Origin of the sequence: Pseudomonas extremorientalis, from assembly GCF_024584605.1 — a bacterium.
GTDB classification, from domain to species: Bacteria; Pseudomonadota; Gammaproteobacteria; order Pseudomonadales; family Pseudomonadaceae; genus Aquipseudomonas; species Aquipseudomonas extremorientalis.
In genome coordinates this window covers 4,618,284-4,641,801 of sequence record NZ_CP089519.1, presented here as the reverse complement: position 1 = coordinate 4,641,801, position 23,518 = coordinate 4,618,284, and the positions used below count along the sequence as shown (strand labels likewise).

The window sequence follows — 23,518 nt, the reverse complement described above, 5'->3', positions numbered from 1 at the left end:
AACCCCGCTTCCTTTGCAGGAGAGCGGGGCTTTTTCACACCCGTCTGGATCAGAAGGTGTAGGTCATGCCCAGGCCGAAACCGTTGGCGCTGTTTTCATACTTGGCGCGGTAGCTGGCGGTTGAAGGAGCGGCAGCGGTCTGGTTGACCTTGACGTCCTCTTCCTTCAGGTACGAGTAAGCCAGGTCGATCGTCATGTTATCCATGACTTTGTAACCAAGGCCCACACTGAAGATCGTGCGGTCGCCTGTAGGAATCCGCGGAGAACGATTGGTGTTGTTGGTGGGTGACTGGTCGAAGGTCAAACCGGTGCGCAACACCACTTGGTTGGTCAACTGGTAAGAAGTACCCACTGCGTAGGCCCAGGTATCGTGCCAGTTCTGTTCTTCGGTGATCGCGCTGAGTTGGCTCGGTGCCAATAAACCACCTGCCCCCGTTACACCTTTGTTGTTGACGGTGATCTCTTTCAGGCGACTCCAGCGCGTCCAGGTAGCACCGCCATACAGTTTCCAGGCGTCAGTCAGGTCTTGTGTAACCGACAGGTCGTAGGACTCTGGGGTATCGATTTTCAGCGACGCGTCATAACGGTTGTTACGCAGGAACGGTTGAGTGGCGGCGGGACCACTCACGGTGGTGTGGCCGTCCAGCTTGTACTTGACCTTGGAGTGGTAGGTCAGGCCAACACGTGTGGTATCAGTCGCTTGGACCAATACACCGACATTGAAGCCCAGTGCCGTATCATCGCCCTTGATTTTGACGTTGGTATCGCTGACGGCAGGGTTAAGGGTCTTGTCCGATTCCAGCACACCGGAGATCCGGTTGATGGTCGGGCCAAAGCCGACCGATACGCGGTCGTTGAATGCATAGCTGACAGTTGGCTGGAAGGTGATGACCTTCACTTCGCTCTTGCTGCCGAAACCACGGCCCTGAAAGCCGCTTTCGTAGTCAGTCACCAGGCCGAACGGTGCGTATACACCGAAGCCAACGGCCCACTGATCATTGAGTTTGTTGGTATAGAAACCAAATGGCACTGCGGTGAACGGAACCATGTCACCTTTGTTGGAGCCGCGAGAATTACCACCTGTGTTACTGATATCGGTCGACGCATCAATGGCAGCAACACCGCCCGTGATTTGCTGGCCATTCAAGCGGGACATACCGGCAGGGTTACCGTAAACCGTGCTTGCATCATCGGCAGAAGAAGAGCGACCTGCGAAACCCGTACCCATCCCGCTGACGCTCTGTTCGTTCAGTGCAAAACCGCTTGCAAACAGTTGGGAGGATGACATGGCAACGGCGAGGCTAAGTGTGGTCTTGAGCATTACTTTTTTCATTATTAGAACTCCGTGGTGATCACCGCTGCGGAAAGTAACAATAAATTTAACATCGCGCTATAGGCTGTAATGCAGGAGATAGAGCGGTTTTGTAGGACAATCCGACCAAATTTCAGGTTTTTTGGCGAATCTTGCAAATTGCCCGGTCAGCAAACCACCTGATTCATGGGTGAAACACAGGTTTGCCAGGCTTGAGTGAAATCGCGCAGCCTTCCTTGTGGATGAAAAATTTCTTTCCAGATACGTGCCATGCCCAGCACATCACCGGGCGGGGGCAGTGCAGGGGTGTGTTGTTCCACCAAAAGCCAGGCGATGGCCGTGGCATAACGCAGGTTGACCGTCAGCTCAAGTTGCGGTGCGCTGAGGAACGCGTGCTGGCTGGCGAGGCCGCGTACCAGGCTGGCGCGCTCGGGGTCCAGCGCCAGGTAGTCGTCCCACAACGCGCGGTGGCGCGGTTCGGTGATGCTGTACAGGCCGTGTCCACGCCGGTCGTGCAAGGCGGAACCGAGTTCCGACTGGCTGGCGGCAATGCCCAGCAGCAGTGACTCGGCCGTCGGGTTATGTCGGCCAAGGTACATCAACGTCGGCCTGATCACATAACGACACAATTCGCTGGCAGCGATACCCATACAAGCCTCAATCCGTGAAAGTGGACGACGAGGCCTGAGAAGGTGGGGGCTTGGCAGCAGTGGATCGGATCTCAGGCTCGCCGGAAGCGGATCATGCCGCTTGAGTTGAAGTGTAGTGTCATATTTGCGATGTAAAGGACTGTTTTTAAAACATCTTCTTCATTTAGTTATAACGTTTATATCTATTTGAACTTAGTGCAAAAGCTCGGTGGGCAAATTCCGGGCAATAAAAAACCCTGCTTTTTAAACAGGGTTTTTGTGTTTCAGCGACTCAGGTCGATCAGGCAGTCAGTGCCTGACGGGTACGCTCGATCACGGCCTGCAGCGGTTCTGCGCTGGAGTATTGATCGGGGTACAGGCGTTCGCTGTGACGAGCGATGCCGTGTTCGTTGACCAGGGTGAAGCTGAAGCAGCCTTTGCGAGCGGCCATGATCAGGCAGTTCATTGGAGCAAAAGCGTTGGTGAGGGTGCGAATGGCATCCTGAGTATGGATTTGAGCGTTCATAATTATTGGTGTTCCTACAAATGACACAGATAAGAACTGTGCCGTATTAAAACGTTCCAGTGACGTTGATCACCATTGATCGAACGAAGAACCCGACTGGAACAAAGCAGCCAGTTTGAAGCGCTATTAAGTTAGGCGCGCTTGGGCTGGCAGGTAGGTACTTAGGAGGGCAGGCGACACAACAGGGGCAAAGGTTCTGGGCCCAGGGTGAAGATCCTGATCAATTTGCAGGTTGGTTCGGTCAGAGTATGGAAACTTCGCGGCACCCTTTGCTTGTTCAAAGGCAGTGTCGTCGCAAGTAATACCTGGAAACCATCGAGGTGGTCGATCCCGTGTTGTACAAGGGAGTTGTTCGACCAGAATTGACTTTCAGCTTGGTACTAACGCCGCGGATAGTAACGGATTGAAACGGGTAAGGGAAGTGTGTTAGCGAAAAAACTTCAATCAGCCGCCCAGCAGGCCCCGATAAACCAGTACCGTGGCTGCCGCTGCCAGCGAGCAACCCAGGCCGTAGGCGGCAAGGGTCAAGCGCAGGGATTGGCCGGTCTCGACCACTTTCATCACGTCACCCATATCGTTGATCCGGCCTTCGCCGAGCTCAATGCACAAGCTCACGGCCGTGAACGCCGCCGACAGCAAAATGGCGATGGCGAACAGTGCCCCGTCCGGAGAGGGCAGCGCCGCATTGATTCCCAAGGAAATGGCACAGATGGCCAGGAGCAGCACCGCGAACAACAGAATTCCCTTCATCGACCCCTCCACCCATGCGCTGTAGGTCGGGGAGTGTGGCGAGCCCGGCAAGATTTGAAAAGTCCCTGGTTGGCCTTGGCGGTAACATCTTTGCAGCAAGTTGCTTCAAAAAACGCCGGTGATATAACCGTCGGATGGGTACTTGTGCACATTAGTTGCGGGGTGTGTAACCGCGTTGTCAACTGCTCTGAGGGGCTGCCATTTGCCTGCAATGGAAATTTAAGTCAATGAAAAATCTGGCTTTTTTTTATTGGTGAAAAAATCGTCAGTTTGACTGCGACCCCCATTCCATGGGGCTTTGCGCGAGTTAAAGGGGGGTTGTCCACTGAGTTATCCACAGCTTCTGTGGATTGTCCCAAGCGCTTGCTCTAGAACGGGCGTGCAGAGTTTTTTCAGCTTTACCTGTACGAAAAAAAGAGTAGAGTGGCGCGCCTTCCGATCTGTCCCACAGTGCTTTATGAAGTTTCGCTCAGTATCACCTTCTGTTACCGATACCCCTCAAACTGTTACCGCCCCCAAGCGCTTCTCCTTGAAAGTTGCCTTGTGGCTGCTCGACAGTCCGCGCCTGGGTCATAACACCAACGTCAAACACTTCGCCGGGCGCTTGCTCAAGCAGCCCGCCCGTGAAGGCGTGGTCGCTGCCCAAAGTCGCCTGGGCCAACTGATGTGCCGTGAATGTGGGAATGCCCGCGACCGCCGCATCGGCCACGACCTGTTGCGCCTGGCGGCCCGTGCCGGCGACCGTCGCGCCCAGCGTGAACTGGGCCAGGTCGAAGACTGAGCTGTCCTCAGGCCCTGGGCTCCGCTAACCTTGCTTTTTTTCGGTGATGGCAGACATGTCTATGGTTTTTGACTGGACCAGTATCGCCCTGGGCCTCGCAGGCGCTGCCGTGCCTTTATTGGCGGTGTGCTGGCAGCTTCAGCGGCGTCTGACCGCACGCATGACCGGCTGGGAACTGCTCGAAGAGCGCCTGGCCACCGCACAACTGGCCCAGGAGGGCCTCGCCGCGCAGTTGGATGCCAGCCGCGACGAGATCAGCGATCTGAGCCAGGCCAACGCCGCCAAGCAGGCCGACCTGGCTGCCTTACGCCGCGAAGTCGAGCTGCTGCAGATCGACCGCGACAATGCCCGCGACGCCGCCCACGCCTGGAACCTCGACCGCAGCGCCAAGGAGACTGAGCTGCGCCGCCTCGACGCTCTTTCAGCTGCCTTGCGCGCCGAATTGCGCGAACAACAGGACAGCCATCAACAACGCCTGACCGACCTGCAAGGCTCGCGGGATGAGCTGCGCGCGCAGTTTGCCGAGCTGGCCGGCAAGATCTTCGATGAGCGCGAACAGCGCTTTGCCGAAACCAGCCAGGAGCGCCTGGGCCAATTGCTCGACCCGCTGAAGGAGCGCATTCAGTCTTTCGAAAAGCGCGTGGAAGAAAGCTATCAGAACGAGGCGCGCGAGCGTTTTTCCCTGGCTAAAGAGCTGGAGCGCCTACAGCAACTGAACCTGCGTCTGTCGGATGAAGCCACCAACCTGACCCGTGCGTTGAAGGGCCAGAAAACCCAAGGCAACTGGGGTGAACTGATCCTCGAACGGGTATTGGAGCACGCGGGCCTGGAAAAAGGCCGTGAGTACCAGACCCAGGTCAGCCTCAAGGGCCCGGATGGCGAGCGCTTCCAGCCGGACGTGCTGATCATGTTGCCTGGTGACAAGCAGGTGGTGGTGGATTCCAAGGTCAGCCTCACCGCGTATCAACAATACGTGGCGGCGGATGATGAGGTCATCGGCCAGGCGGCCCTGAAACAGCACGTACTGTCGCTGCGTAATCACGTCAAGGGGCTGGCGAGCAAGGATTACAAGCGCCTGGAGGGCCTGCACAGCCTGGATTTCGTGTTGCTGTTCGTACCTATTGAAGCAGCGTTTTCCGCTGCGTTGCAGGCCGAGCCGAACCTGTTCCAGGAAGCCTTCGACCGCCATATCGTGATCGTCAGCCCGACCACGTTGCTGGCCACCCTGCGCGTGATCGACAGCCTGTGGAAGCAGGAACGTCAGAGCCAGAATGCCCGGGAAATCGCCGAGCGCGCCGGTTGGCTGTACGACAAGTTCGTATTGTTTATCCAGGACCTGGATGAAGTGGGTAACCGTTTGCAGCAGTTGGATAAGGCTTACAGCGCGGCGCGTAACAAGCTGACAGATGGGCGCGGAAATCTGGTCAGCCGGACTGAGCAATTGAGGTTGCTCGGTGCGCGGGCCAGCAAGAGTCTTCCTGCTGATTTGCTGGAACGGGCGATGACCGACTCAGATGGCGTGGCCCATCTGCCCGAGTAACGGTAGGCGTCGGCCTGCCGTCTCCTACAAAGGCAGATGCCGACTCAACAATGCTCGCAACGCTGCCGGTTTCACCGGCTTGGCCAGGTAATCCAACCCCGCCGCATGCACCTCGGCCACCATCTCCGGACGGCCGTCGGCGCTGATCACCACGCCGGGAATCGGCTCCGCCAATTGCGCACGCAGCCAACCCATCAATTCAGTCCCGGTTTCGCCATGGTCCAGATGGTAGTCCACCAGCGCCAGTTGCGGACGCACGCCATCGGCCAGCAATGCCGCGCATTGCGCCTGGTCGGTGGCGGTCCAGACTTCGCAGCCCCAGCGCGTCAGCAGGCTGCGCATGCCGAGCAGGATGCTTTCTTCGTTATCCACGCACAGCACCTGCGCACCGCTCAGCGGCAGGCCGGTTTCCTGCGGCGTCCTGACCTGCGGGCTGGTCTGGTTACGGGCCAGCGGCACGCGCACGCTGAATACGCTGCCCTTGCCGGGCCATGAACGCACACTCAGGCGGTGGCCCAGCACGCGGCACAGGCCGTCGGCGATCGCCAGGCCCAACCCCAGGCCTTTCTCGGCGCGGGTCTGGTGGCTGTCCAGGCGCTTGAATTCCTCGAAGATCACCTTTTGTTTATCCGGTGGGATTCCCGGGCCACGGTCCCACACTTCCAGGCACAGCGCGTCTTTACGTCGGCGTACGCCGAGTAGCACCGGGCCGTCGGCATAACGGAATGCGTTGGTAAGAAAGTTCTGCAAAATCCGGCGGAGCAACTTGATGTCGCTGTCCACGCGCAAACGACTGCCGCGCAGGCGGAAGCGCAGACCTTGCTCCTGGGCCAGCGCCTTGAACTCGGCGCCCAAGGTGTCGAACAGTTCGTTAAGCACAAAAGGCTGGCGCTGCGGATTGATCTTGCCGTTTTCCAGGCGTGAAATATCCAGCAGGTCGCTGATCAGGTCTTCGGCGGAACGCAGTGAGCTGTCCAGATGCTGCACCAATTGCCGGGCTTCGCTGGAGAGGCCGTCCTGCTGGTGGGAGAGGGCGGCGGAGAACAGGCGTGCGGCATTCAGGGGTTGCATCAGGTCATGGCTGACCGCCGCCAGGAAACGCGTCTTCGACTGGCTGGCGGACTCGGCCACGCCCTTGGCGTCGGTGAGCGCCACGTTCAACTGCGACAGTTCGTGGGTGCGCTCGGTGACCCGTTGTTCCAGGCCTTCGTTGGCCTCTGTAAGAGCTTGCTCGGCTTCACGGAACGCAGTGATGTCGGTGAAACTCATCACGAAGCCACCGCCGGGCATCGGGTTGCCGATCAGCTCGATCACGCGACCATTGGGAAACAAGCGTTCAGACGTGTGCGCACGGCCCTGGCGCATCCAGTGCAGGCGTCGCGCCACATGCACTTCGGCCTCACCTGGCCCGCACAAGCCACGTTCGGCGTTGTAGCGGATGATGTCGGCAATCGGCCGACCGACGCTGATCAGTCCATCCGGGTAGTTGAACAGCTCCAGGTAGCGCCGGTTCCAGGCCACCAGCTTGAGGGACTGGTCGACCACGCTGATACCCTGGGTGATGTTCTCGATAGCGCCTTGCAGCAAGGCGCGGTTGAACTGCAGCACTTCCGAGGCTTCGTCGGCGATGCGTACTACGTCCTCCAACTGCATTTCCCGCCCTTCAATGGCGGCTTTCACCACGGCGCGGGTCGAGGAGGCACCGAGTACACCGGCCAGCAACCGCTCTGTGTGCGCGATCCAGTCGTTGTCGGCATTCTGGTTGGGGTTGAAGCCTTTGCCCTGGCGATAGGCGAAGCGGATAAAACTCTGCTGGGCGCGTTCTTCACCCACAAAGCGCGCGGCCAGGCTGAGCAAATCACTGATCTGCACCGACAGCATCGAGCGGGCGCTGGCGCGTTGGCTGATTTCCTGGCCAATAAAACGCCCGGCTTGCCAGTGTTCGGAAACCCGTGTGCGCGACAGCATCGACACCCACACGAACAGCGTGAAGTTGCCCGCCAGCGAGAACACGGTGCCCAGGGTCAACGACGTCACGGACAGACCCAGTGGATGGGAATGCATCCACGTCAGTCCTGGGAAAAGGCTGAGGGACCAGCCCAGGCTTTTCGCCGTTACCGGTAGGACCAAGGTGTAGAACCATAGGAAAGTGCCCGCTGCCAGCCCGGCAAACACGCCGCGTCGGTTGGCCTGTTTCCAATACAGCGCACCGAGCATCGCCGGTGCCAGTTGAGTCACGGCGGCAAAGGCGATCTGGCCGATGGTCGCCAGGCTCGCGGTGGAGCCCAGCAGGCGGTAGCTGACGTAGGCCAGCAACAGGATGATGACGATGCTGACTCGGCGTACCGACAGCATCCAGTGGCGGAACACTTCGAACGGGCGCTCGGCACTGGAGCGGCGCAGCAGCCACGGCAGTAGCATGTCGTTGGAGACCATGGTCGACAGGGCGATGCTCGCCACAATCACCATGCCGGTGGCCGCCGAGGCGCCGCCGATAAAGGCCAGCACCGCCAGCGCCGGGTGGGCTTCGGCCATGGGCAGGCTGATCACGTAGGAGTCCGGCAGCACCGAGCCCGGCAACATCATCTTGCCGCCCAGGGCGATCGGTACTACAAACAGAGCGGCCAGGATCAGGTAGGCGGGGAACACCCATTTGGCCAGACGCAGGTCCTGAGGGTCGATATTTTCCACCACCGTGACATGAAACTGCCGCGGCAGGCAGATGATCGCCATCATTGCCACGCCGGTCTGCACCACCATCGACGGCCAGTTGACGGTCTCTTTCCAGTATTCCTCCAGCCGTGGCGCCAACATGGCCTGGCTGAACAGGTCGCCGAAACCGTCGTACAGGCCGTAGGTCACAAACGCGCCGACCGCCAGAAAGGCGAACAGCTTGACCAGGGATTCAAACGCGATCGCCAGCACCATGCCCCGGTGGTGCTCCGTCGCGTCGAGGTTGCGCGTACCAAACACGATGGTGAACAGCGCCAGCACCAGCGACACAATCAACGCGGTGTCCTGGGCGCGGGTGCCGGTGGTGTCCGCGCCCGCGCCGATCAACAGGTTCACCCCCAGCACGATGCCTTTGAGTTGCAGGGCGATGTAAGGCAATACGCCGACCAGGCAGATGAGTGCTACCACCACCGCCAGCGATTGGGATTTGCCGTAGCGTGCGGCAATAAAGTCGGCAATGGAGGTGATGTTTTCCTGCTTGCTGATCAGAATCATCTTCTGCAGCACCCAGGGTGCCAGCACCAGCAGCAGCACCGGCCCCAGGTAAATCGGTAAAAACGCCCACAGCTGTTCGGCGGCCTGGCCTACGGCGCCAAAGAAGGTCCAACTGGTGCAATAAACTGCCAGCGACAGGCTGTACACCCAGGCACGCATGCGCGGCGGCAGTGGCGCACGGCGACGGTCACCGTAGAAGGCGATGGCAAACATAATGGCCATATAGGCCAGGGCAACGGCGGCGATCAGCCCGCTGGACAGCGTCATGGTAACTCCGAGCATAGGAACGCCCGGGCATTCCAGGCCCGGTTGGACAGTCTCGCATGATGCCTGGGGTTAGTCAGTGTCGACCAAGGTCGTGTGGGATCGAATGTCGCAGGTCATTCAGCGCGGTGGCAGGGTTTTCTGGCGCAGGATGTAGATTGTCACCAGCACGGCGCTGGTCAGCATGAAGCCGCGCGCCCACGGTAGGGGCACTAAATAGCAGGACACGCCGATGCTCAGCCACATCAAGCCGATGGCGTAGACCTTGCCCTTGAGCGGGATGCCGTTGCCGTCCAGGTAATCACGGATCCACGGGCCAAGGCGCGGGTGTTGCACCAGCCAGTGGTAGAAACGCGGGGAGCTTCGGGCGAAGCAGGCGGCGGCGAGCAGCAGGAAGGGCGTGGTCGGCAATACCGGTAGGAAAATGCCGATGACCCCCAGCGCTACGCTCAGCCAACCAATGGCCAGCAGCAGGTAGCGCAGGAGCAGCGGACGGTTGCCCATGGGTGTCACGGGCAAACGACTCAGTGGTGACGTGGCTTGAGGATCGCCGGTTTTTCGTCAGGGGCGTTGCACAGCAGGTACAGCGCGGTGAGGGCTTCCGGGATCTGCACGATCATGTCGTCCATCAGGTTGGCGTCGGCGGCGATGTCGGAGAACTCCGGCTGGTCGTCGAACAGACCCGAACCGACCATGATCGGCAGCAGCATTTCGCTGACTTCTTCCTCGGCGGTTTCGAACCAGGCGGCTTCGCGCAGGAACACGCCTTCCATGAAGCCGATGCACCAGCCGCGCAGGTCGGAGTCATCCGGCTCTTCGCCCAGGTCCAGTTCGCACGGCAGCTCGAACTCTTCGTCGGAGGCCAACTGGCGACCGATGTGGGCCTTGAGGGCCAGCAGGGTGGCTTCGATTTCTTCGCGTTGGGCGGCGTCGGTGTAGTGCGGCTCTTCGGCGAACAGCGCGTCGATCCATTCACGGTCAGGCACGACCTCGGAGCAGATCGACAAGGCGGTCAGGTAGCCGTGGGCGGCCACGTAGTCCAGCGCCTCGTCATGCAGCTCATCGGCGTCGAGGAAGGCTTGCAGGCGGGTTAGTTGCTCAGCGAAGGACATTGAAGAGTTACCTTGGGAATAAACGATGCTGAATTCTAGGCTTTCTTGAGCGCCCAGGCCAGCCGCACGGCATTTTAGATCGTGGCGGCTATTCGTCAGTGATGCCCTTTGCCGCAGATCGCTCGGGTATACTGCCGCGTTTTGTGATGCCCTTGCAGGCCAAGCGCCAGCCCGCGAAAACTTCGCTTACGGATTATTTCCCGTGAAAGCGTGTTTTTTCGGCCAGCCTGTACAGAGGGATTTCGGCACCATTTTGGAGTTTTACATGCTCGAGCAGGCTCAACGCGTCCTCAAGGACATCTTCGGCTACGACAGTTTTCGTGGCCGCCAGGGTGCGATCATTGAGCGCGTGGCCAGTGGCGGTGATGCACTGGTCCTGATGCCTACCGGTGGCGGCAAGTCATTGTGCTTCCAGGTGCCGGCGCTGTTGCGCAATGGCTTGGCGGTGGTGGTATCGCCTTTGATTGCATTGATGGACGACCAGGTGGCAACCCTGGAAGAGCTGGGTGTCGCCGCCGCATCGTTGAATTCCACCCTCAGTGCCGAACAGCAGCGTGACCTGGCCGCTCGCATCAAGCGCGGTGAAGTGAAGATGCTCTATCTGGCGCCCGAGCGCCTGGTACAGCCGCGCATGCTGGCGTTTTTGCAGAGCCTGGAAATCGCCCTGTTCGCCATCGATGAAGCCCACTGCGTATCGCAATGGGGTCATGACTTCCGCCGCGAGTATTTGCAGCTCGGCCAATTGGCGGAGCTGTTTCCCGATGTGCCGCGCATTGCGCTGACCGCGACCGCCGACAAGCGCACCCGGGAAGAAATCGTCGAGCGCCTGCATTTGCAGAACGCCGAACGCTTCCTCTCAAGCTTCGACCGACCGAATATTTTCTATCGCATCGTGCCCAAGGAGCAGCCGCGCAAGCAGTTGCTGGCGTTCCTCTCCGAGCGGCGCAGCGACGCGGGCATCGTCTATTGCCTGTCGCGCAAGAAGGTCGATGAAGTGGCTGCGTTTCTCTGCGAGCAGGGCTACCCGGCGCTGCCGTACCACGCCGGCCTGCCCAACGAAACGCGTTCGGCGCACCAGAAGCGCTTTCTCAACGAGGAAGGCCTGATCATGGTGGCCACCATCGCGTTCGGCATGGGCATCGACAAATCCAACGTGCGCTTCGTGGCGCACATGGATTTGCCCAAATCCCTCGAGGCGTACTACCAGGAAACCGGGCGTGCCGGCCGTGACGGTTTGCCGGCGGATGCGTGGATGGTCTACGGCCTGCAAGACGTGGTGATGCTCAAGCAGATGTTGCAGAACTCCGAAGGCGACGAGCGACACAAGCGCCTGGAGCAGCACAAGCTCGACGCGATGCTCTCGCTGTGTGAGGAAACCCGCTGCCGGCGCCAGACCCTGCTGGCATATTTCGATGAAGACATGCCTGAACCCTGTGGTCATTGCGATAACTGCGTCGATGGCGTGCAGACCTGGGATGCCACCGAGCCGGCGCGTCAGGGCTTGTCCGCTATCTACCGCACCGGTCAGCGTTATGGCGTGGGCCACTTGGTGGATGTCTTGCTGGGTAAGGACAACGAGAAAGTGCGCAGCTTTGGTCATGAGAAACTCTCGGTCTTTGGCGTTGGCAAGGCCCGCGCCGAAGGCGAATGGCGTTCTCTGTTCCGGCAGATGGTCGCGCGTGGATTGGTAGACATCGACATCGAAGGATTCGGCGGCTTGCGTCTGAATGACAGTTGCCGGCCCTTGCTGAAAGGCGAGGTCAGCCTGGAATTACGCCGCGACCTCAAGCCGCAGACCACCGCCAAGACCAGCACCAGTCAGGCCAGCCAACTGGTGCGTGGCGAGGAACGCGAACAGTGGGAAGCCCTGCGCACCCTGCGCCGCAAACTGGCCCAGGAACACAGCGTGCCGCCGTACGTCATTTTCCCCGACTCGACGTTGTTGGAAATGTTGCGCGAACAGCCCACCACCATGGCCGAGATGGCGCGCGTCAGCGGCGTGGGTGCGCGAAAGCTGGAACGTTACGGCCAGGCGTTCCTCGAAGTGCTCGGCGGCCAGGCCGAAGCGCCAAAGGAGGTCGCCGATATCCGCCACGAACTGATCAGCCTGGCACGCGCCGGCATGACCCCGATCCAGATCGCCGGTCAGTTGCAATGTTCGGAAAAAAACGTCTACACCTTGCTTGCCGAATCCATCGGCAAGCAGCAGTTGTCGTTGGAGCAGGCCCTTGATTTGCCAGAGGATCTGCTCGGTGAGATCCAGGATGCGTTCCTCGACGGCGAGGGCGAATTACCACCTGTTGCGGAGATTGCGCCGCTGTTTACCGGGCGTGTTCCAGAGGGGGTTTTGTACTGCGTGCGCGCGGCTTTGCAGTCTGAGTTCGAAATTTAGTGTGGCAATTACGACAATGTAACGAATCAGTACATAGCAACTCTTGCCTATGGGCAAAGCTCATGCTTAGCTGACTAATAATTAGCCACACTTTATTTTCAGTCTAAACAATGAGTTTTTTATGTCTTTAACCGATCAACATCGTTTTGGCATGCAGCTGGCGCAAATGTCCCGTGGGTGGCGCGCCGAGCTGGACCGCCGTCTGGCGGGGCTTGGTTTATCCCAGGCGCGCTGGCTGGTTCTGCTGCACTTGGCTCGTTTTGAAGAGGCACCCACCCAGCGTGAGCTGGCGCAAAGCGTCGGCGTCGAAGGGCCTACACTGGCTCGCCTGCTGGACAGCCTTGAAGGCCAAGGCCTGGTGCAACGCCAGGCGGTGGTGGAAGACCGTCGTGCCAAGCGCATCGTGCTGTGTGATACCGCACGCCCCCTGATCGAACAAATCGAAACCATTGCCACCGCCCTGCGCCACGAGCTGTTTGTGGGGGTGGACGAAGCCGACCTGAGCGTGTGCATGCGCGTGCATGGGCACATCCTGGCGAATCTGGAAAAGTCCTGAAGAAACCACCGGGCGGGCTTGCTGTGGCCAGCGGTGCTGTGGTGGTGAGCAGATTTGTTGTGGCGAGCGGGCTTGTCCCGCGTTGGGCTGCGAAGCAGCCCCACTAAAGTCACCGCGTTTTTTCAGCTAGAAATCAGTCGTCTGTTTTTGGGGCCGCTTCGCAGCCCAACGCGGGACAAGCCCGCTCGCCACAATAGCGCCGCTCTCCACACGGGTTCTGTGCAAGACGCTAAAACGTCTGCCCCAGGTTCAGATACACCGCCTTCTGGTTGTCATCGTTGAATCCATAGCTGAAATTCAGCGGCCCCAACGGCGTATCGAACCCCAGGAAAATACTCGCCGCGTTGATATAGCCGCTGTCGAATTCGTTGTCGTTGTTCCACGCCCGGCCGCGTTCAAGTGAAGCGCCCAGGTACAACGGGAAATCCAGTGGCAAGTACGAACGGGGCGTAAGCCTGCGGTAGTACACCGCCCGCATCAGGCTGATGTTCTGCCCCGAGATCGCATCCTGGCGAAAGCCCGATAGCTGTCGCGCCCCGCCCAGCAGGAAGCTGGAAATCACCACATCCGAATCATCCAGGGTGCGCCCGTAGCGTCCACCCAGCACCAGGGTGTCCGGGCCGTGGCTCATGGCTTTGTCGAGCTTGAACTCCCATTGGCGGTAGCGCTGGTCCGAGCCCAGGCCAGGTTCGAACTCGCGGTAGGCCAGGCCGATGTCTTCGCCGGTGTGGGGGAAGTACACGTTGTCCAGGGAATCGAAGGAGTACTTCAGTTCATAGAAGCCTTCGCTGAAACTCACGCTGGGCAGGTCGCGGTCGCCGATGCGCACGTCCGCCTTGCCCCAGGCTTCGCCGACGCCGAAGCGGATCTCGCCGCTGTTGCCGATCTGGCGGCCGACGTTCAAGCCAAAACCGTAGCGTTCCAAGCGGTATTCGGAGATGGGGTCGTTGTCCAGGATCAGCTCGACGTTCTGCGCCTGGGCCCTGATGTACGGTGCGACAAAGTAGCGCGAGCCGGTGTCCATCGGCTGGTAGAACTCGCTGTACAGCTCCTGGCGATCCCCGATCTGCACCCGCGTGAGCCATTCCGCACCGAGCCGGTTGATGCCATTCATGCGGTAGCTGGCGCCGAGGTTGAAGGCGCTGTCGCCGCGCATGTCATCCGACAGGTTCAGGCCCAGGCGCAGGTAGTCGGTGCCGCTGCGCTTGCCCCGCGCGCTGATCACCAGCGTGTTGTCCTGGCCCTTCTTGACCACGCGGTATTGCACCTGCTCGAAATAATCCAGGCCGTACAGGGTGCCCATGTCCGTTTGCAGGCGTCCCAGGTTGAGCGGTTCGCCCAGGGGTTGGCGAATGTAGTAGCGGATCACGTCGTCGCTGACTTTCGAGTCGTTCTCCACGCTGATTGCGGTGATCACCGGGGTGCGTTCGCCCGGCGTGCGCGCGGCCACCAATTGCGGGTCGACCGGCTCGGCGGGGCGCAGGTGGGCCAGGCGCATGTCAAGGGCACGGGTGGCGCGGTAACCGGCGTCGATCATGTCCTTGGCGCGGCCGAAGTCGGTCACGCCATAGGCGGCGAGAGGCGGCTGGATCAGCACGTCCTTGGGGTGCAGGTCCTTGAGTTGTTCCTCGGAATTGCGCCGAGTCATCAAGGTGATGGACTGGTTGAGCACGTCCACCACCGTGGCCAGTTGCTTGCGCGAACGCAGCGGGGTGCCGATGTCCACGACTATGGCGATGTCTACGCCCATCTCTCGCGCCACATCCAGCGGGATATTGTCGGTCATGCCGCCGTCCACCAGCAGCCGACCGTCCAGTTCCACCGGTGCGAACACCGCCGGGATCGACATGCTGGCGCGGATCACCTGGGGCAGGTGGCCCTTGCGGAACACCACCTTCTCGCCGGTGGTGATGTCGGTCGCCACCGCCCGGAAGGGGATGGGCAACTTGTCGAAGTTACGCGTGTTGCTGGTGTGGGCGAACATGCTTTCCAGCAGCAGCGCCAGGTTCTGGCCCTGGATCACACCCAGTGGCAGGCCCAGGCTGCCGTCGTCGCGAAAGCTGAGTTTCTGCTTGACCAGGAAGTCCCGGTCATCCTGTTTGCGCCGGAACGGCACGTCTTCCCGCGGCGGTGCGTCGGACAGGGCCTGTTGCCAGTCGATACTCAGCGCCAGCTTTTCCAGTTCATCGATCTTGTAGCCAGAGGCATACAACCCACCGATCACCGCGCCCATGCTGGTGCCGGCAATCGCGTCGATCTGGATGCCTTGTTCTTCCAGCGCCTTGAGCACGCCGATATGGGCCAGGCCTCGGGCGGCGCCGCCAGACAGCACCAGGCCGATTTTCGGACGGGGCGGTTCAACGGCGTCGGCAAGCAGAGGGAACAGGCACAGCAACAGGCAGGACAGCAGGCGGCGCATCAGGAATCTCGGGGCTGGGCGATAAAGGCCGGTATTATAGCCACTCGATCCGTCGAGCCCGTCATGCCAGGAGCCTTTCAAATTATGTCCACAAGCAAACCCGAGATCGTCATCACCTATTGCACCCAGTGCCAGTGGCTGCTGCGTGCCGCGTGGCTGGCGCAGGAACTGTTGAGTACGTTTGCCGATGACCTGGGCAAGGTCTCACTGGAGCCGGCCACCGGCGGCGCGTTTCGCATCACCTGTGATGGCGTGCAGATCTGGGAGCGCAAGGCGGACGGGGGCTTTCCCGAAGCCAAGGTGCTCAAGCAGCGCGTACGCGACCGGATCGACCCGCAGCGTGACCTGGGGCACAACGACCGTACGCAGTGAACGTCACCGCCCTATCAAGGGCGGTGACCCTCTCGTGCGGCCCTATTTGGCGGCCATCTTTTGTTTGATGAAGCCAATCAGCCACGTCAGTATGAGGCCGCCTATACCACCCCCCACAATGTTGCTGCCAACTGCCGCCACATCCAGCGCTTCACCGCCCGAGGTGCCCGTGAATGCCGCGAAGACCTGGCCCAACACCAGTCCGCCGACACCCCCGATCAGTGTATTGAGCCCGGTCCCGAGGCTCTGTTTGGTCATGCCGGCGACGTTGCCGCCGACTGCCCCGCTGATGATCTGTACCAATAAGCTGATGAGCATTTCCATGGTAAAGCTCCCGCATCGCGTTGAGGTTGTGACCACTCGCTTGCAGCAACTTCAGAACACACCCAGGCTGTCATCGAGCTGTCGGATATCCGTTGAACGACTGCTGACTGTTGCGGATGTTTAAAGTATAGATCAGGCCGTTGCAGTGGGCTGTTTGGCCTGGCTGGCGCTGCCCATCAACCCCGACAGCACAATGGCGACGATGATCAGTGCGCCGCCCAGCAGCATGCGCAGCGTCGGCGTTTCGGCAAACAGCAACCAGGCAGCGGTGATGCCGTAGACCGGCTCCATGGCAAATACCACCGAAGCCGTGCGCGCCTTGATCACCGCGAGGCTGGCGACAAACAGGCTGTGGGCCAGGCCCGTGCAGAACACGCCGAGCAAACCGATCCATAGCCAGTCGATTGCCCGTACCTCGGTTAACCCCGGTGCCGCCACCGGCAACAGGCAAACCGCGACCACCACGTTCTGGCACAACGCCGCCTGCACTGCGGGGATGCGGCCGGAGCTGGCGCGGTTGTTCAGCGATAACAGTGAAAACAACAGCCCCGAGGCGATCCCCCAGAGCAAGCCGCCCGTGGCTTCACTGGCAAGGTTGAAGTCTGGGGTGACCAGCACCAGCCCGACGCTGACCAGCGCCACCAGTACAATTTCGTTGGTGCGGATCCGCTCGCGGAAAATCAGCCCTTCGAGGATTACGGTAAACGCCGGGAACGCGGTGAAGCCCAAGGTTGCGACGGCCACACCGGCTACCTTGACGGCAATAAAGAAGGTCACCCAGTGCGCCGCCAGCAACACACCGCTCACCAGCAGCCGGCGCCAGTCGCGCAGCTCCAGTATCTTCCACGCCGTGTTGCTGGCGAACCGGGCAAACACCGCCAGGGCCACCACGGCAAACGCCGCGCGACCAAACACGATGATGGCTGGCGAAGCGGCCGCGAGTTTGCCGAATACGCCGGTTAGGCCAAACATCAATGCGCCGATATGCAGGGCGCCGAGGGCTGAGCGGGGAGTCATTGCGATCCTTGAGACAAGCGGGTGGCAAGTGCGCAGTCTAGTGGGGCGCCGGTGCGGATGTCTGTCGTGCGGCTCGCGTTTTTTATCGCAGGACTCTTCCTACGCGTTGCGTCGCAAAGCCCCCGGCGACGCGCCAAACTCACGCAGCATCGCGGCAGCAAAGGCGCTTTGCGAGGTGTAGCCGACGCGATCGGCGATGTCGCCGATGGGCAACGGCGTTTGGCGCAGCAGGTCCAAGGCCATGTGCAGGCGCCGACTGCGGATGTAGTCCATCGGCGTTTGTCCGCATTCGGCGATGAAACGGGCATGCAAGCGTGCCACCGACAGGTCAGCGATGCGCGCCAGGTCCGCCACCTGCAGCGGGTGCGCAAGGTGGCGCTCGATGTGCGCATTGAACGCCGCGTACGGCAGACGCCGTGCCGAAAGGGGTTGGGCCTGGGGATGATTGAGACTGGCCAATAACAGCACGGCGCCTTGCTGGACGATCAGCGGGTCATCCACCGGGCTGTGCGCCAGCCATTGCACCAACTGGTTCTGCCGCGTATCCAGGGCCAGCCGCGCCGGTTGGTCGAGCAAGCGGCGGCTGGCGTCGGCATGTTCGCCCAGCGATTGCAGCAACCAATGCTCGGTGGGCACATCCAGCACCAGGCAGCGGCTGCCATCACGGCTGCCGCACGCATGGTGGGCGGAGAAGGGCAGCACCATCACGCTGCTTTCGCGGACCTGGCTGCCACGCCCATCGACTTCCAGGTCCAGGTGCCCGGACAGGCCGAACACCAACTGCGCATGGTCATGGCTGTGGGCGAGGGGCGCTTCGAGGTAATGGCGCAGGGTGAGGGCGGGTCCCATAGTGGTCTCCATGCTGGCAAGCCGGCAGTCTACAACGCTTTGCGGCCGGCAGGCGCTGTCATCAGACTGACGCACAGTTGTCATGGGCTATTAATCGCCAGGGCGCAAGCTCGCGAAAACACCGTCGAGGGATGCCCATGACCAGTGCCGAGTTCACCAAGCCCAGCCGCAAGCAACGGGTGCGTACCCTGTGGATTTCCGATGTGCACCTGGGCACGCGGGATTGCCAGGCTGAGCATCTGTCGCAGTTCCTCAAGGGCTATCACGCCGACAAGGTCTACCTGGTGGGCGATATCATCGACGGTTGGAAACTGCGTGGCGGCATGTATTGGCCCCAGGCTCACACCAACGTGATCCGTCGCCTGCTGACCATGGCCAAGCGCGGCACCGAGGTGATCTACGTCACCGGTAACCACGACGAATTCCTGCGCCGTTATTCCAAGCTGATCCTGGGCAATATCCAACTGGTAGACGAAGTCATTCATGTGACTGCCGATGGCCGCCATCTGTTGGTGATCCACGGCGACCAGTTCGACGTGATCACCCGCTATCACCGCTGGCTGGCATTCCTCGGCGATTCGGCCTACGAATTCACCCTCACGCTCAACCGCTGGCTGAACCATTGGCGGGCGCGCTATGGCTATGGCTACTGGTCGCTGTCGGCGTACCTCAAGCACAAGGTCAAGACGGCGGTGAATTTCATCAGCGATTTCGAAGAAGCCATCGCCCACGAAGTGACCAAGCGCGAGCTGCACGGGGTGGTCTGCGGGCATATTCATCATGCGGAGATCCGCAAGGTGGGCGAGGTGGACTACCTCAACTGCGGGGATTGGGTGGAGTCGTGCACGGCATTGATCGAGCACTGGGATGGGAGTATCGAGTTGTATCGGTTGGCGGATGCGCAGGCCAGGGAAGCGCAGCTCAAGGCCGAAATGGTCGCGGGCTGAAGTTGCACACAAGCCAGATGTGGGAGGGGCAAGCCCTCTCCCATATTCATTCCGGGTTTCGTCAGCGGGAAACGTCGGCGATGGCTTCGGCCAGCAGCGTCAACCGCGTGGCATCAATCCCTGCCACATTCGCCCGTCCAGAACTCACCATATACACGCTGTGTTTCTCCCGCAGTTGTTTAACCTGCTCGGCACTCAGGCCGGTATAGGAAAACATCCCACGCTGCGCCCCAATGTGCGCAAACCGCTCCGACAGACCATGGGGGGCCAACGCCTCCACCAGCCCGGAACGCAGGTGCGCGATCCGCGAGCGCATGGCCTCGACCTCGTCGCTCCACTGCTTTTTCAGCTCGGCATCACCCAGGATCGTCGCCACCACCGCCGCGCCATGGTCCGGCGGCGTTGACCACAGGTTGCGCGCCGTGTTCGCCAGTTGGCTGCGCACATCCGTCAGTTTCTCGGCATCCGCTGCGCACACGATCAGCGCGCCGACACGGTCGCTGTACAACCCGAAGTTTTTCGAGCAGGAGCTGGTGACCAGCACTTCCGGCAACTCGGCCGCGAACAGTCGCACCGCCCAGGCATCCTGCTCCAGGCCATCGCCAAAGCCCTGATAGGCGAAGTCGATCAGCGGCAGCAGTTGGCGCTCGCGCACGATCTGCAGCACCTGGCGCCAGTCATCCTGGGACAGGTCAAAACCGGTCGGGTTGTGGCAGCAGGCGTGCAGCAGCACGACATCGCCCTGGGGCACGCGGGACAAAGTGGCGAGCATCGCCGCCACGTCCAGGCGATTGTCAGCGCCCACGTAGGGGTAATGACTGACCGGGAGGCCGGCCTTGGCGAAGATGGTTTCGTGGATCGGCCAGGTCGGGTTGCTCAGCCACACGCCACGGCCCGGTAGGTTTTGCGCAATAAAGTCGGCGCTCAAACGCAGGGCACCGGTGCCGCCTGGGGTCTGGGTGGCGCCGGCACGACGGTCGCGCAGCAGCGGGGAGTCGGCGCCGAGCACCAGTTCGCTGATCAGCTTGCCGAATGCGGCATTGCCGTGGCCGCCGATGTAGGTCTTGGTGGTCTGTGTGTCAACCAGGCGCTGCTCGGCCAGTTTCACCGAGTGCGGAATCGGCGTCAGGCCCTGGTCGTCCTTGTAGACGCCCACGCCCAGGTCGAACTTGTTCGGGTTGGCGTCCTGGGCGTACAGGTCCATCAGTCCGAGGATCGGGTCGCCGGGTACGCGGCCAATGGCATCGAAGTGCATTACTTGCGGCCCTCGGCGTCCTTGGCCACTTCGTCGGTGCGAGCGGCCATGATGAAGTCGTTGCGATGCAGGCCCTTGATGGAGTGGCTCCACCAGGTCACGGTGACTTTGCCCCACTCGGTGAGCAGGCCAGGATGATGGCCTTCGGCTTCGGAGATTTCACCCATGGCGTTGGTGAACGCCAGGGCAAATTTGAAGTTCTTGAACAGGAAAACCTTTTCCAGTTGCATCACGCCGTCGCGGACTTCGATGTTCCAGTCAGGGATCTGCTTGAGCAGTACCGGCAGTTCTTCATCGCTGACTTGCGGGGCATCGGCGCGGCAGGCTTCGCAATGGGCTTGGTTCAAGGTGGTCATGATGGTGTCCTGAATTCGAGTGTTTGAAGATCAGTAGCGTCACCCTAAAGCAACGCGCGGCCAGGGAACAGACTCACCTGGCCTGAAGATGTAAGGTTCAAGCCGCTTTGGGTTTCGGTGGAAACTTCGGCGCGTGCAGACCCAACTGCATACCGCGCTCGACCATGCCCATGATGTCTTCCTGCGCCACTTCGAACAGGCGCTTCAGATCGGGCAACACGAAATACAACGGTTGCAGGATGTCGATGCGGTAAGGCGTGCGCATGGCTTCCAGCGGGTCGAACACCTGGTGTTCGGGCTCGGACGACAGGCTGTACACGGTCTCCTTGGGCGATGACAGAATGCCGCCGCCGTAGATGCGCCGACCTGCGGGCGTGTCCACCAGGCCGAATTCGATGGTCATCCAGTACAGGCGCGCCAGATACACCCGTTGCTCCTTGGTGGCCGCCAGGCCGAGCTTGCCGTAGGTGTGGGTGAATTCGGCGAACCAGGGGTTGGTCAGCAGCGGGCAGTGGCCGAAAATCTCGTGGAAAATATCCGGCTCTTGCAGGTAGTCCAGTTCTTCGCGGGTACGAATAAAGGTCGCCACTGGAAACTGCTTGCTGGCGAGCAATTCGAAGAAGGTCTGGAAGGGAATCAGCGCCGGCACACGGGCGACCTGCCAGCCGGTAGTCTCGGCCAGCACCTTGTTGATTTCACCCAGTTGCGGGATGCGATCGTGTGGCAGGCCGAGCTTGTCAATGCCGTCCAGGTATTCCTGGCAGGCGCGACCCTCGATCACCTTCAACTGGCGAGTGATCAGGGTGTTCCACACCGCGTGTTCTTCCGGCGGGTAGTGGATAAAACCTTGCGCGTCGGGCTCGCGGGCCACGTACTGCGTCTGCTTCATACGGCTCTCCTGCTAGGCATTCGTTCTTGTTATGTCCTGCGATGAGCCTATTGATAACCCGGGCGAGGCCGGATTCCATCTGTTTAAAACGCCTTGGCGTAGGAAAACTTACCATTTTCCGTAAAGTATTCGTTACGCTTGTGGGGCTGGCCGTTGCATTGGGCTGGGAAAGTCACTCCGCCTGTCACATAATCTTGACGACTATCTGCGCCCAGCGACAAAAAGACGCGGCGCTTCCCCATTTTTCGGGCCTCCTCATGCGTATCAAAGTGCATTGCCAGAACCGTATCGGCATCCTGCGGGACATCCTGAACCTGCTGGTGGAATACGGTGTCAACGTCGCCAAGGGCGAGGTCGGTGGGGAGCATGGCAACGCCATTTACCTGTACTGCCCGAACCTGGTGAACATGCAGTTTCAGGCCCTGCGCCCGCAATTCGAGGCGATTGCCGGGGTGTTTGGCGTCAAAAGAGTCGGGCTGATGCCCAGCGAGCGCCGGCATATGGAACTCAATGCACTGCTGGGCGCCCTGGAGTTTCCGGTGTTGTCCATCGACATGGGCGGCTCCATCGTCGCCGCCAACCGCGCGGCGGCGCAGTTGCTCGGGGTGCGGGTGGATGAAGTGCCGGGCATTCCGTTGTCGCGCTATGCCGAGGACTTCGACTTGCCGGAGCTGGTGCGCGCGAGCAAGTCGCGGATCAACGGCCTGCGGGTCAAGGTCAAGGGCGACGTGTTCCTGGCGGACATCGCGCCGCTGCAATCCTCCGAGCATGACGACAGCGAGGCCATGGCCGGTGCTGTATTGACCCTGCACCGCGCCGATCGCGTCGGTGAGCGCATCTACAACGTGCGCAAGCAGGAACTGCGTGGCTTCGACAGCATCTTCCAGAGCTCCAAAGTCATGGCCGCGGTGGTGCGCGAAGCCCGGCGCATGGCGCCGCTGGACGCGCCGCTATTAATAGAAGGCGAAACCGGCACCGGCAAGGAACTGCTGGCGCGGGCCTGTCACCTGGCCAGCCCGCGTGGGCAATCGCCGTTGATGGCGCTCAACTGCGCCGGCCTGCCTGAGTCGATGGCCGAAACCGAGCTGTTCGGCTACGGCCCTGGCGCGTTTGAGGGCGCGCGGGCCGAAGGCAAGCTCGGCCTGCTGGAGCTGACGGCGGGCGGTACCTTGTTTCTCGACGGTGTAGGGGAAATGAGCGCGCGCTTGCAGGTGAAACTGCTGCGCTTTTTGCAGGACGGTTGCTTCCGTCGCGTCGGCAGCGATGAAGAGGTGTACCTCGATGTGCGGGTGATCTGCGCCACCCAAGTGGATTTGTCCGAGCTGTGCGCCCGTGGCGAATTTCGCCAGGACCTCTATCACCGCCTCAATGTGCTGTCCCTGCATATCCCGCCGTTGCGCGAATGCCTGGACGGCCTGGCGCCGCTGGTCGAGCACTTTCTCGACCAGGCCAGCCGACAGATCGGTTGCCCGCTGCCCAGGTTGGCGCCCGCCGCAATGGAGCGCCTCAGTCATTACCACTGGCCAGGCAATGTGCGGCAGTTGGAAAACGTGCTGTTCCAGGCGGTGTCGTTGTGCGACGGCGGGACGGTCAAGGTCGAGCACATCCGGTTGCCGGACTATGGCGTGCGTCAGCCGCTTGGCGATTTTTCGCTGGAGGGTGGCCTGGAAGAAATTGTCGGGCGGTTCGAGAAGGCGGTGCTGGAAGCCTTGTACGCCGAGCATCCCAGCAGTCGGCAGATGGGCAAGCGCCTGGGGGTGTCGCACACCACCATCGCCAATAAGCTGCGCGACTACGAAATCCTCAAGACCGATAAATAACCCAATGTGGGAGGGGGCAAGCCCCCTCCCACATTTGATCTTTGTCGTTTTCAAGGACGGGGCTTGCCGCAGGCGGCAGTAGTCCGCCGTTTTTTCGACTCGTGCTCAATGCGGAATTCACCCCACCTCACGGCAAAGCCCCGCCCCGCCTGCACTTCTCGCTATTTTCAAAAGTTGGTT

Annotated in this window: 21 protein-coding genes; 7 read left to right on the top strand and 14 right to left on the bottom strand. The window is 60.8% G+C overall.

Translation table 11 applies throughout. The features are described from left to right. Positions 1–49: 49 nt before the first annotated feature. The 4 genes from LUU92_RS20805 to LUU92_RS20790 form a co-directional block, all read right to left on the bottom strand. Complete coding sequence (locus LUU92_RS20805) at positions 50–1,333, bottom strand: OmpP1/FadL family transporter (protein ID WP_257102577.1); 1,284 nt, start codon at positions 1,331–1,333, stop codon at positions 50–52. 146 nt (positions 1,334–1,479) lie between these two features. Further along, positions 1,480–1,962: a hypothetical protein gene (locus LUU92_RS20800; protein WP_092242982.1), complete on the bottom strand. Its 483-nt coding sequence runs from the start codon at positions 1,960–1,962 to the stop codon at positions 1,480–1,482. Between the two features lie 280 nt (positions 1,963–2,242). Next, complete coding sequence (locus tag LUU92_RS20795; RefSeq protein WP_005790139.1) at positions 2,243–2,467, bottom strand: hypothetical protein; 225 nt, start codon at positions 2,465–2,467, stop codon at positions 2,243–2,245. 444 nt (positions 2,468–2,911) lie between these two features. Beyond that, a complete protein-coding gene (locus LUU92_RS20790) occupies positions 2,912–3,217 on the bottom strand; it encodes a hypothetical protein (protein WP_058424938.1) in 306 nt (101 codons plus the stop codon). A 457-nt stretch (positions 3,218–3,674) separates the two neighbouring features. Between LUU92_RS20790 and LUU92_RS20785 the strand changes: the two genes are divergently transcribed. Next, complete coding sequence (locus LUU92_RS20785; protein WP_025855837.1) at positions 3,675–3,998, top strand: SEL1-like repeat protein; 324 nt, start codon at positions 3,675–3,677, stop codon at positions 3,996–3,998. 175 nt (positions 3,999–4,173) lie between these two features. After that, positions 4,174–5,538, top strand: a complete 1,365-nt coding sequence (locus LUU92_RS20780) for a DNA recombination protein RmuC (RefSeq protein ID WP_170856059.1) — start codon at positions 4,174–4,176, stop codon at positions 5,536–5,538. Between the two features lie 24 nt (positions 5,539–5,562). On the opposite strand, the gene LUU92_RS20775 is transcribed toward LUU92_RS20780, so the two are convergent. The 3 genes from LUU92_RS20775 to LUU92_RS20765 form a co-directional block, all read right to left on the bottom strand. Beyond that, positions 5,563–9,033: a hybrid sensor histidine kinase/response regulator gene (locus tag LUU92_RS20775; protein WP_257102576.1), complete on the bottom strand. Its 3,471-nt coding sequence runs from the start codon at positions 9,031–9,033 to the stop codon at positions 5,563–5,565. Positions 9,034–9,150: 117 nt separating this feature from the next. Next, positions 9,151–9,534, bottom strand: coding sequence for a YbaN family protein (locus LUU92_RS20770; RefSeq protein WP_071491302.1), 384 nt, complete (start codon positions 9,532–9,534; stop codon positions 9,151–9,153). A 20-nt stretch (positions 9,535–9,554) separates the two neighbouring features. Continuing rightward, positions 9,555–10,142 (bottom strand): UPF0149 family protein, encoded by a 588-nt coding sequence (locus LUU92_RS20765; protein WP_058424934.1) that lies wholly within the window; start codon positions 10,140–10,142, stop codon positions 9,555–9,557. A 265-nt stretch (positions 10,143–10,407) separates the two neighbouring features. Between LUU92_RS20765 and recQ the strand changes: the two genes are divergently transcribed. Next, positions 10,408–12,534, top strand: coding sequence for a DNA helicase RecQ (gene recQ / locus LUU92_RS20760; protein ID WP_071491301.1), 2,127 nt, complete (start codon positions 10,408–10,410; stop codon positions 12,532–12,534). A 121-nt stretch (positions 12,535–12,655) separates the two neighbouring features. Then, positions 12,656–13,090: a MarR family transcriptional regulator gene (locus tag LUU92_RS20755; RefSeq protein WP_058424932.1), complete on the top strand. Its 435-nt coding sequence runs from the start codon at positions 12,656–12,658 to the stop codon at positions 13,088–13,090. Between the two features lie 229 nt (positions 13,091–13,319). On the opposite strand, the gene LUU92_RS20750 is transcribed toward LUU92_RS20755, so the two are convergent. Next, positions 13,320–15,509 (bottom strand): patatin-like phospholipase family protein, encoded by a 2,190-nt coding sequence (locus LUU92_RS20750; RefSeq protein ID WP_071491300.1) that lies wholly within the window; start codon positions 15,507–15,509, stop codon positions 13,320–13,322. 84 nt (positions 15,510–15,593) lie between these two features. Here LUU92_RS20750 and LUU92_RS20745 point away from each other — a divergent pair, with 84 nt between their 5' ends. After that, the gene (locus tag LUU92_RS20745; RefSeq protein ID WP_058424930.1) at positions 15,594–15,881 is read left to right on the top strand and encodes an Rdx family protein; all 288 of its coding nucleotides are present in this window, start codon (positions 15,594–15,596) and stop codon (positions 15,879–15,881) included. A gap of 42 nt (positions 15,882–15,923) precedes the next feature. Here the strand turns inward: LUU92_RS20745 and LUU92_RS20740 are convergent, their stop codons facing one another. The 3 genes from LUU92_RS20740 to LUU92_RS20730 form a co-directional block, all read right to left on the bottom strand. Next, positions 15,924–16,205, bottom strand: a complete 282-nt coding sequence (locus LUU92_RS20740) for a hypothetical protein (protein WP_071491299.1) — start codon at positions 16,203–16,205, stop codon at positions 15,924–15,926. Between the two features lie 132 nt (positions 16,206–16,337). Further along, on the bottom strand, positions 16,338–17,222 hold the full coding sequence (locus LUU92_RS20735; RefSeq protein ID WP_092242999.1) for a DMT family transporter: 885 nt from the start codon (positions 17,220–17,222) through the stop codon (positions 16,338–16,340). Positions 17,223–17,321: 99 nt separating this feature from the next. After that, positions 17,322–18,071: a helix-turn-helix transcriptional regulator gene (locus LUU92_RS20730; RefSeq protein WP_071491297.1), complete on the bottom strand. Its 750-nt coding sequence runs from the start codon at positions 18,069–18,071 to the stop codon at positions 17,322–17,324. A 137-nt stretch (positions 18,072–18,208) separates the two neighbouring features. Between LUU92_RS20730 and LUU92_RS20725 the strand changes: the two genes are divergently transcribed. Next, positions 18,209–19,018 (top strand): UDP-2,3-diacylglucosamine diphosphatase, encoded by an 810-nt coding sequence (locus LUU92_RS20725; RefSeq protein WP_257102575.1) that lies wholly within the window; start codon positions 18,209–18,211, stop codon positions 19,016–19,018. Positions 19,019–19,079: 61 nt separating this feature from the next. Here LUU92_RS20725 and LUU92_RS20720 read toward each other — a convergent pair whose 3' ends face one another. The 3 genes from LUU92_RS20720 to phhA all read right to left on the bottom strand — a co-directional run bounded on the left by LUU92_RS20720 (position 19,080) and on the right by phhA (position 21,518). After that, on the bottom strand, positions 19,080–20,273 hold the full coding sequence (locus LUU92_RS20720) for an amino acid aminotransferase (protein ID WP_257102574.1): 1,194 nt from the start codon (positions 20,271–20,273) through the stop codon (positions 19,080–19,082). Beyond that, complete coding sequence (locus tag LUU92_RS20715; RefSeq protein WP_010208721.1) at positions 20,273–20,629, bottom strand: 4a-hydroxytetrahydrobiopterin dehydratase; 357 nt, start codon at positions 20,627–20,629, stop codon at positions 20,273–20,275. The genes LUU92_RS20720 and LUU92_RS20715 overlap by 1 nt, the downstream gene beginning before the upstream one ends. 97 nt (positions 20,630–20,726) lie before the next feature. Then, complete coding sequence (phhA, locus tag LUU92_RS20710; RefSeq protein ID WP_071491294.1) at positions 20,727–21,518, bottom strand: phenylalanine 4-monooxygenase; 792 nt, start codon at positions 21,516–21,518, stop codon at positions 20,727–20,729. 257 nt (positions 21,519–21,775) lie between these two features. Between phhA and LUU92_RS20705 the strand changes: the two genes are divergently transcribed. Then, the gene (locus tag LUU92_RS20705) at positions 21,776–23,338 is read left to right on the top strand and encodes a sigma-54-dependent transcriptional regulator (RefSeq protein WP_071491293.1); all 1,563 of its coding nucleotides are present in this window, start codon (positions 21,776–21,778) and stop codon (positions 23,336–23,338) included. Positions 23,339–23,518 lie beyond the last annotated feature (180 nt).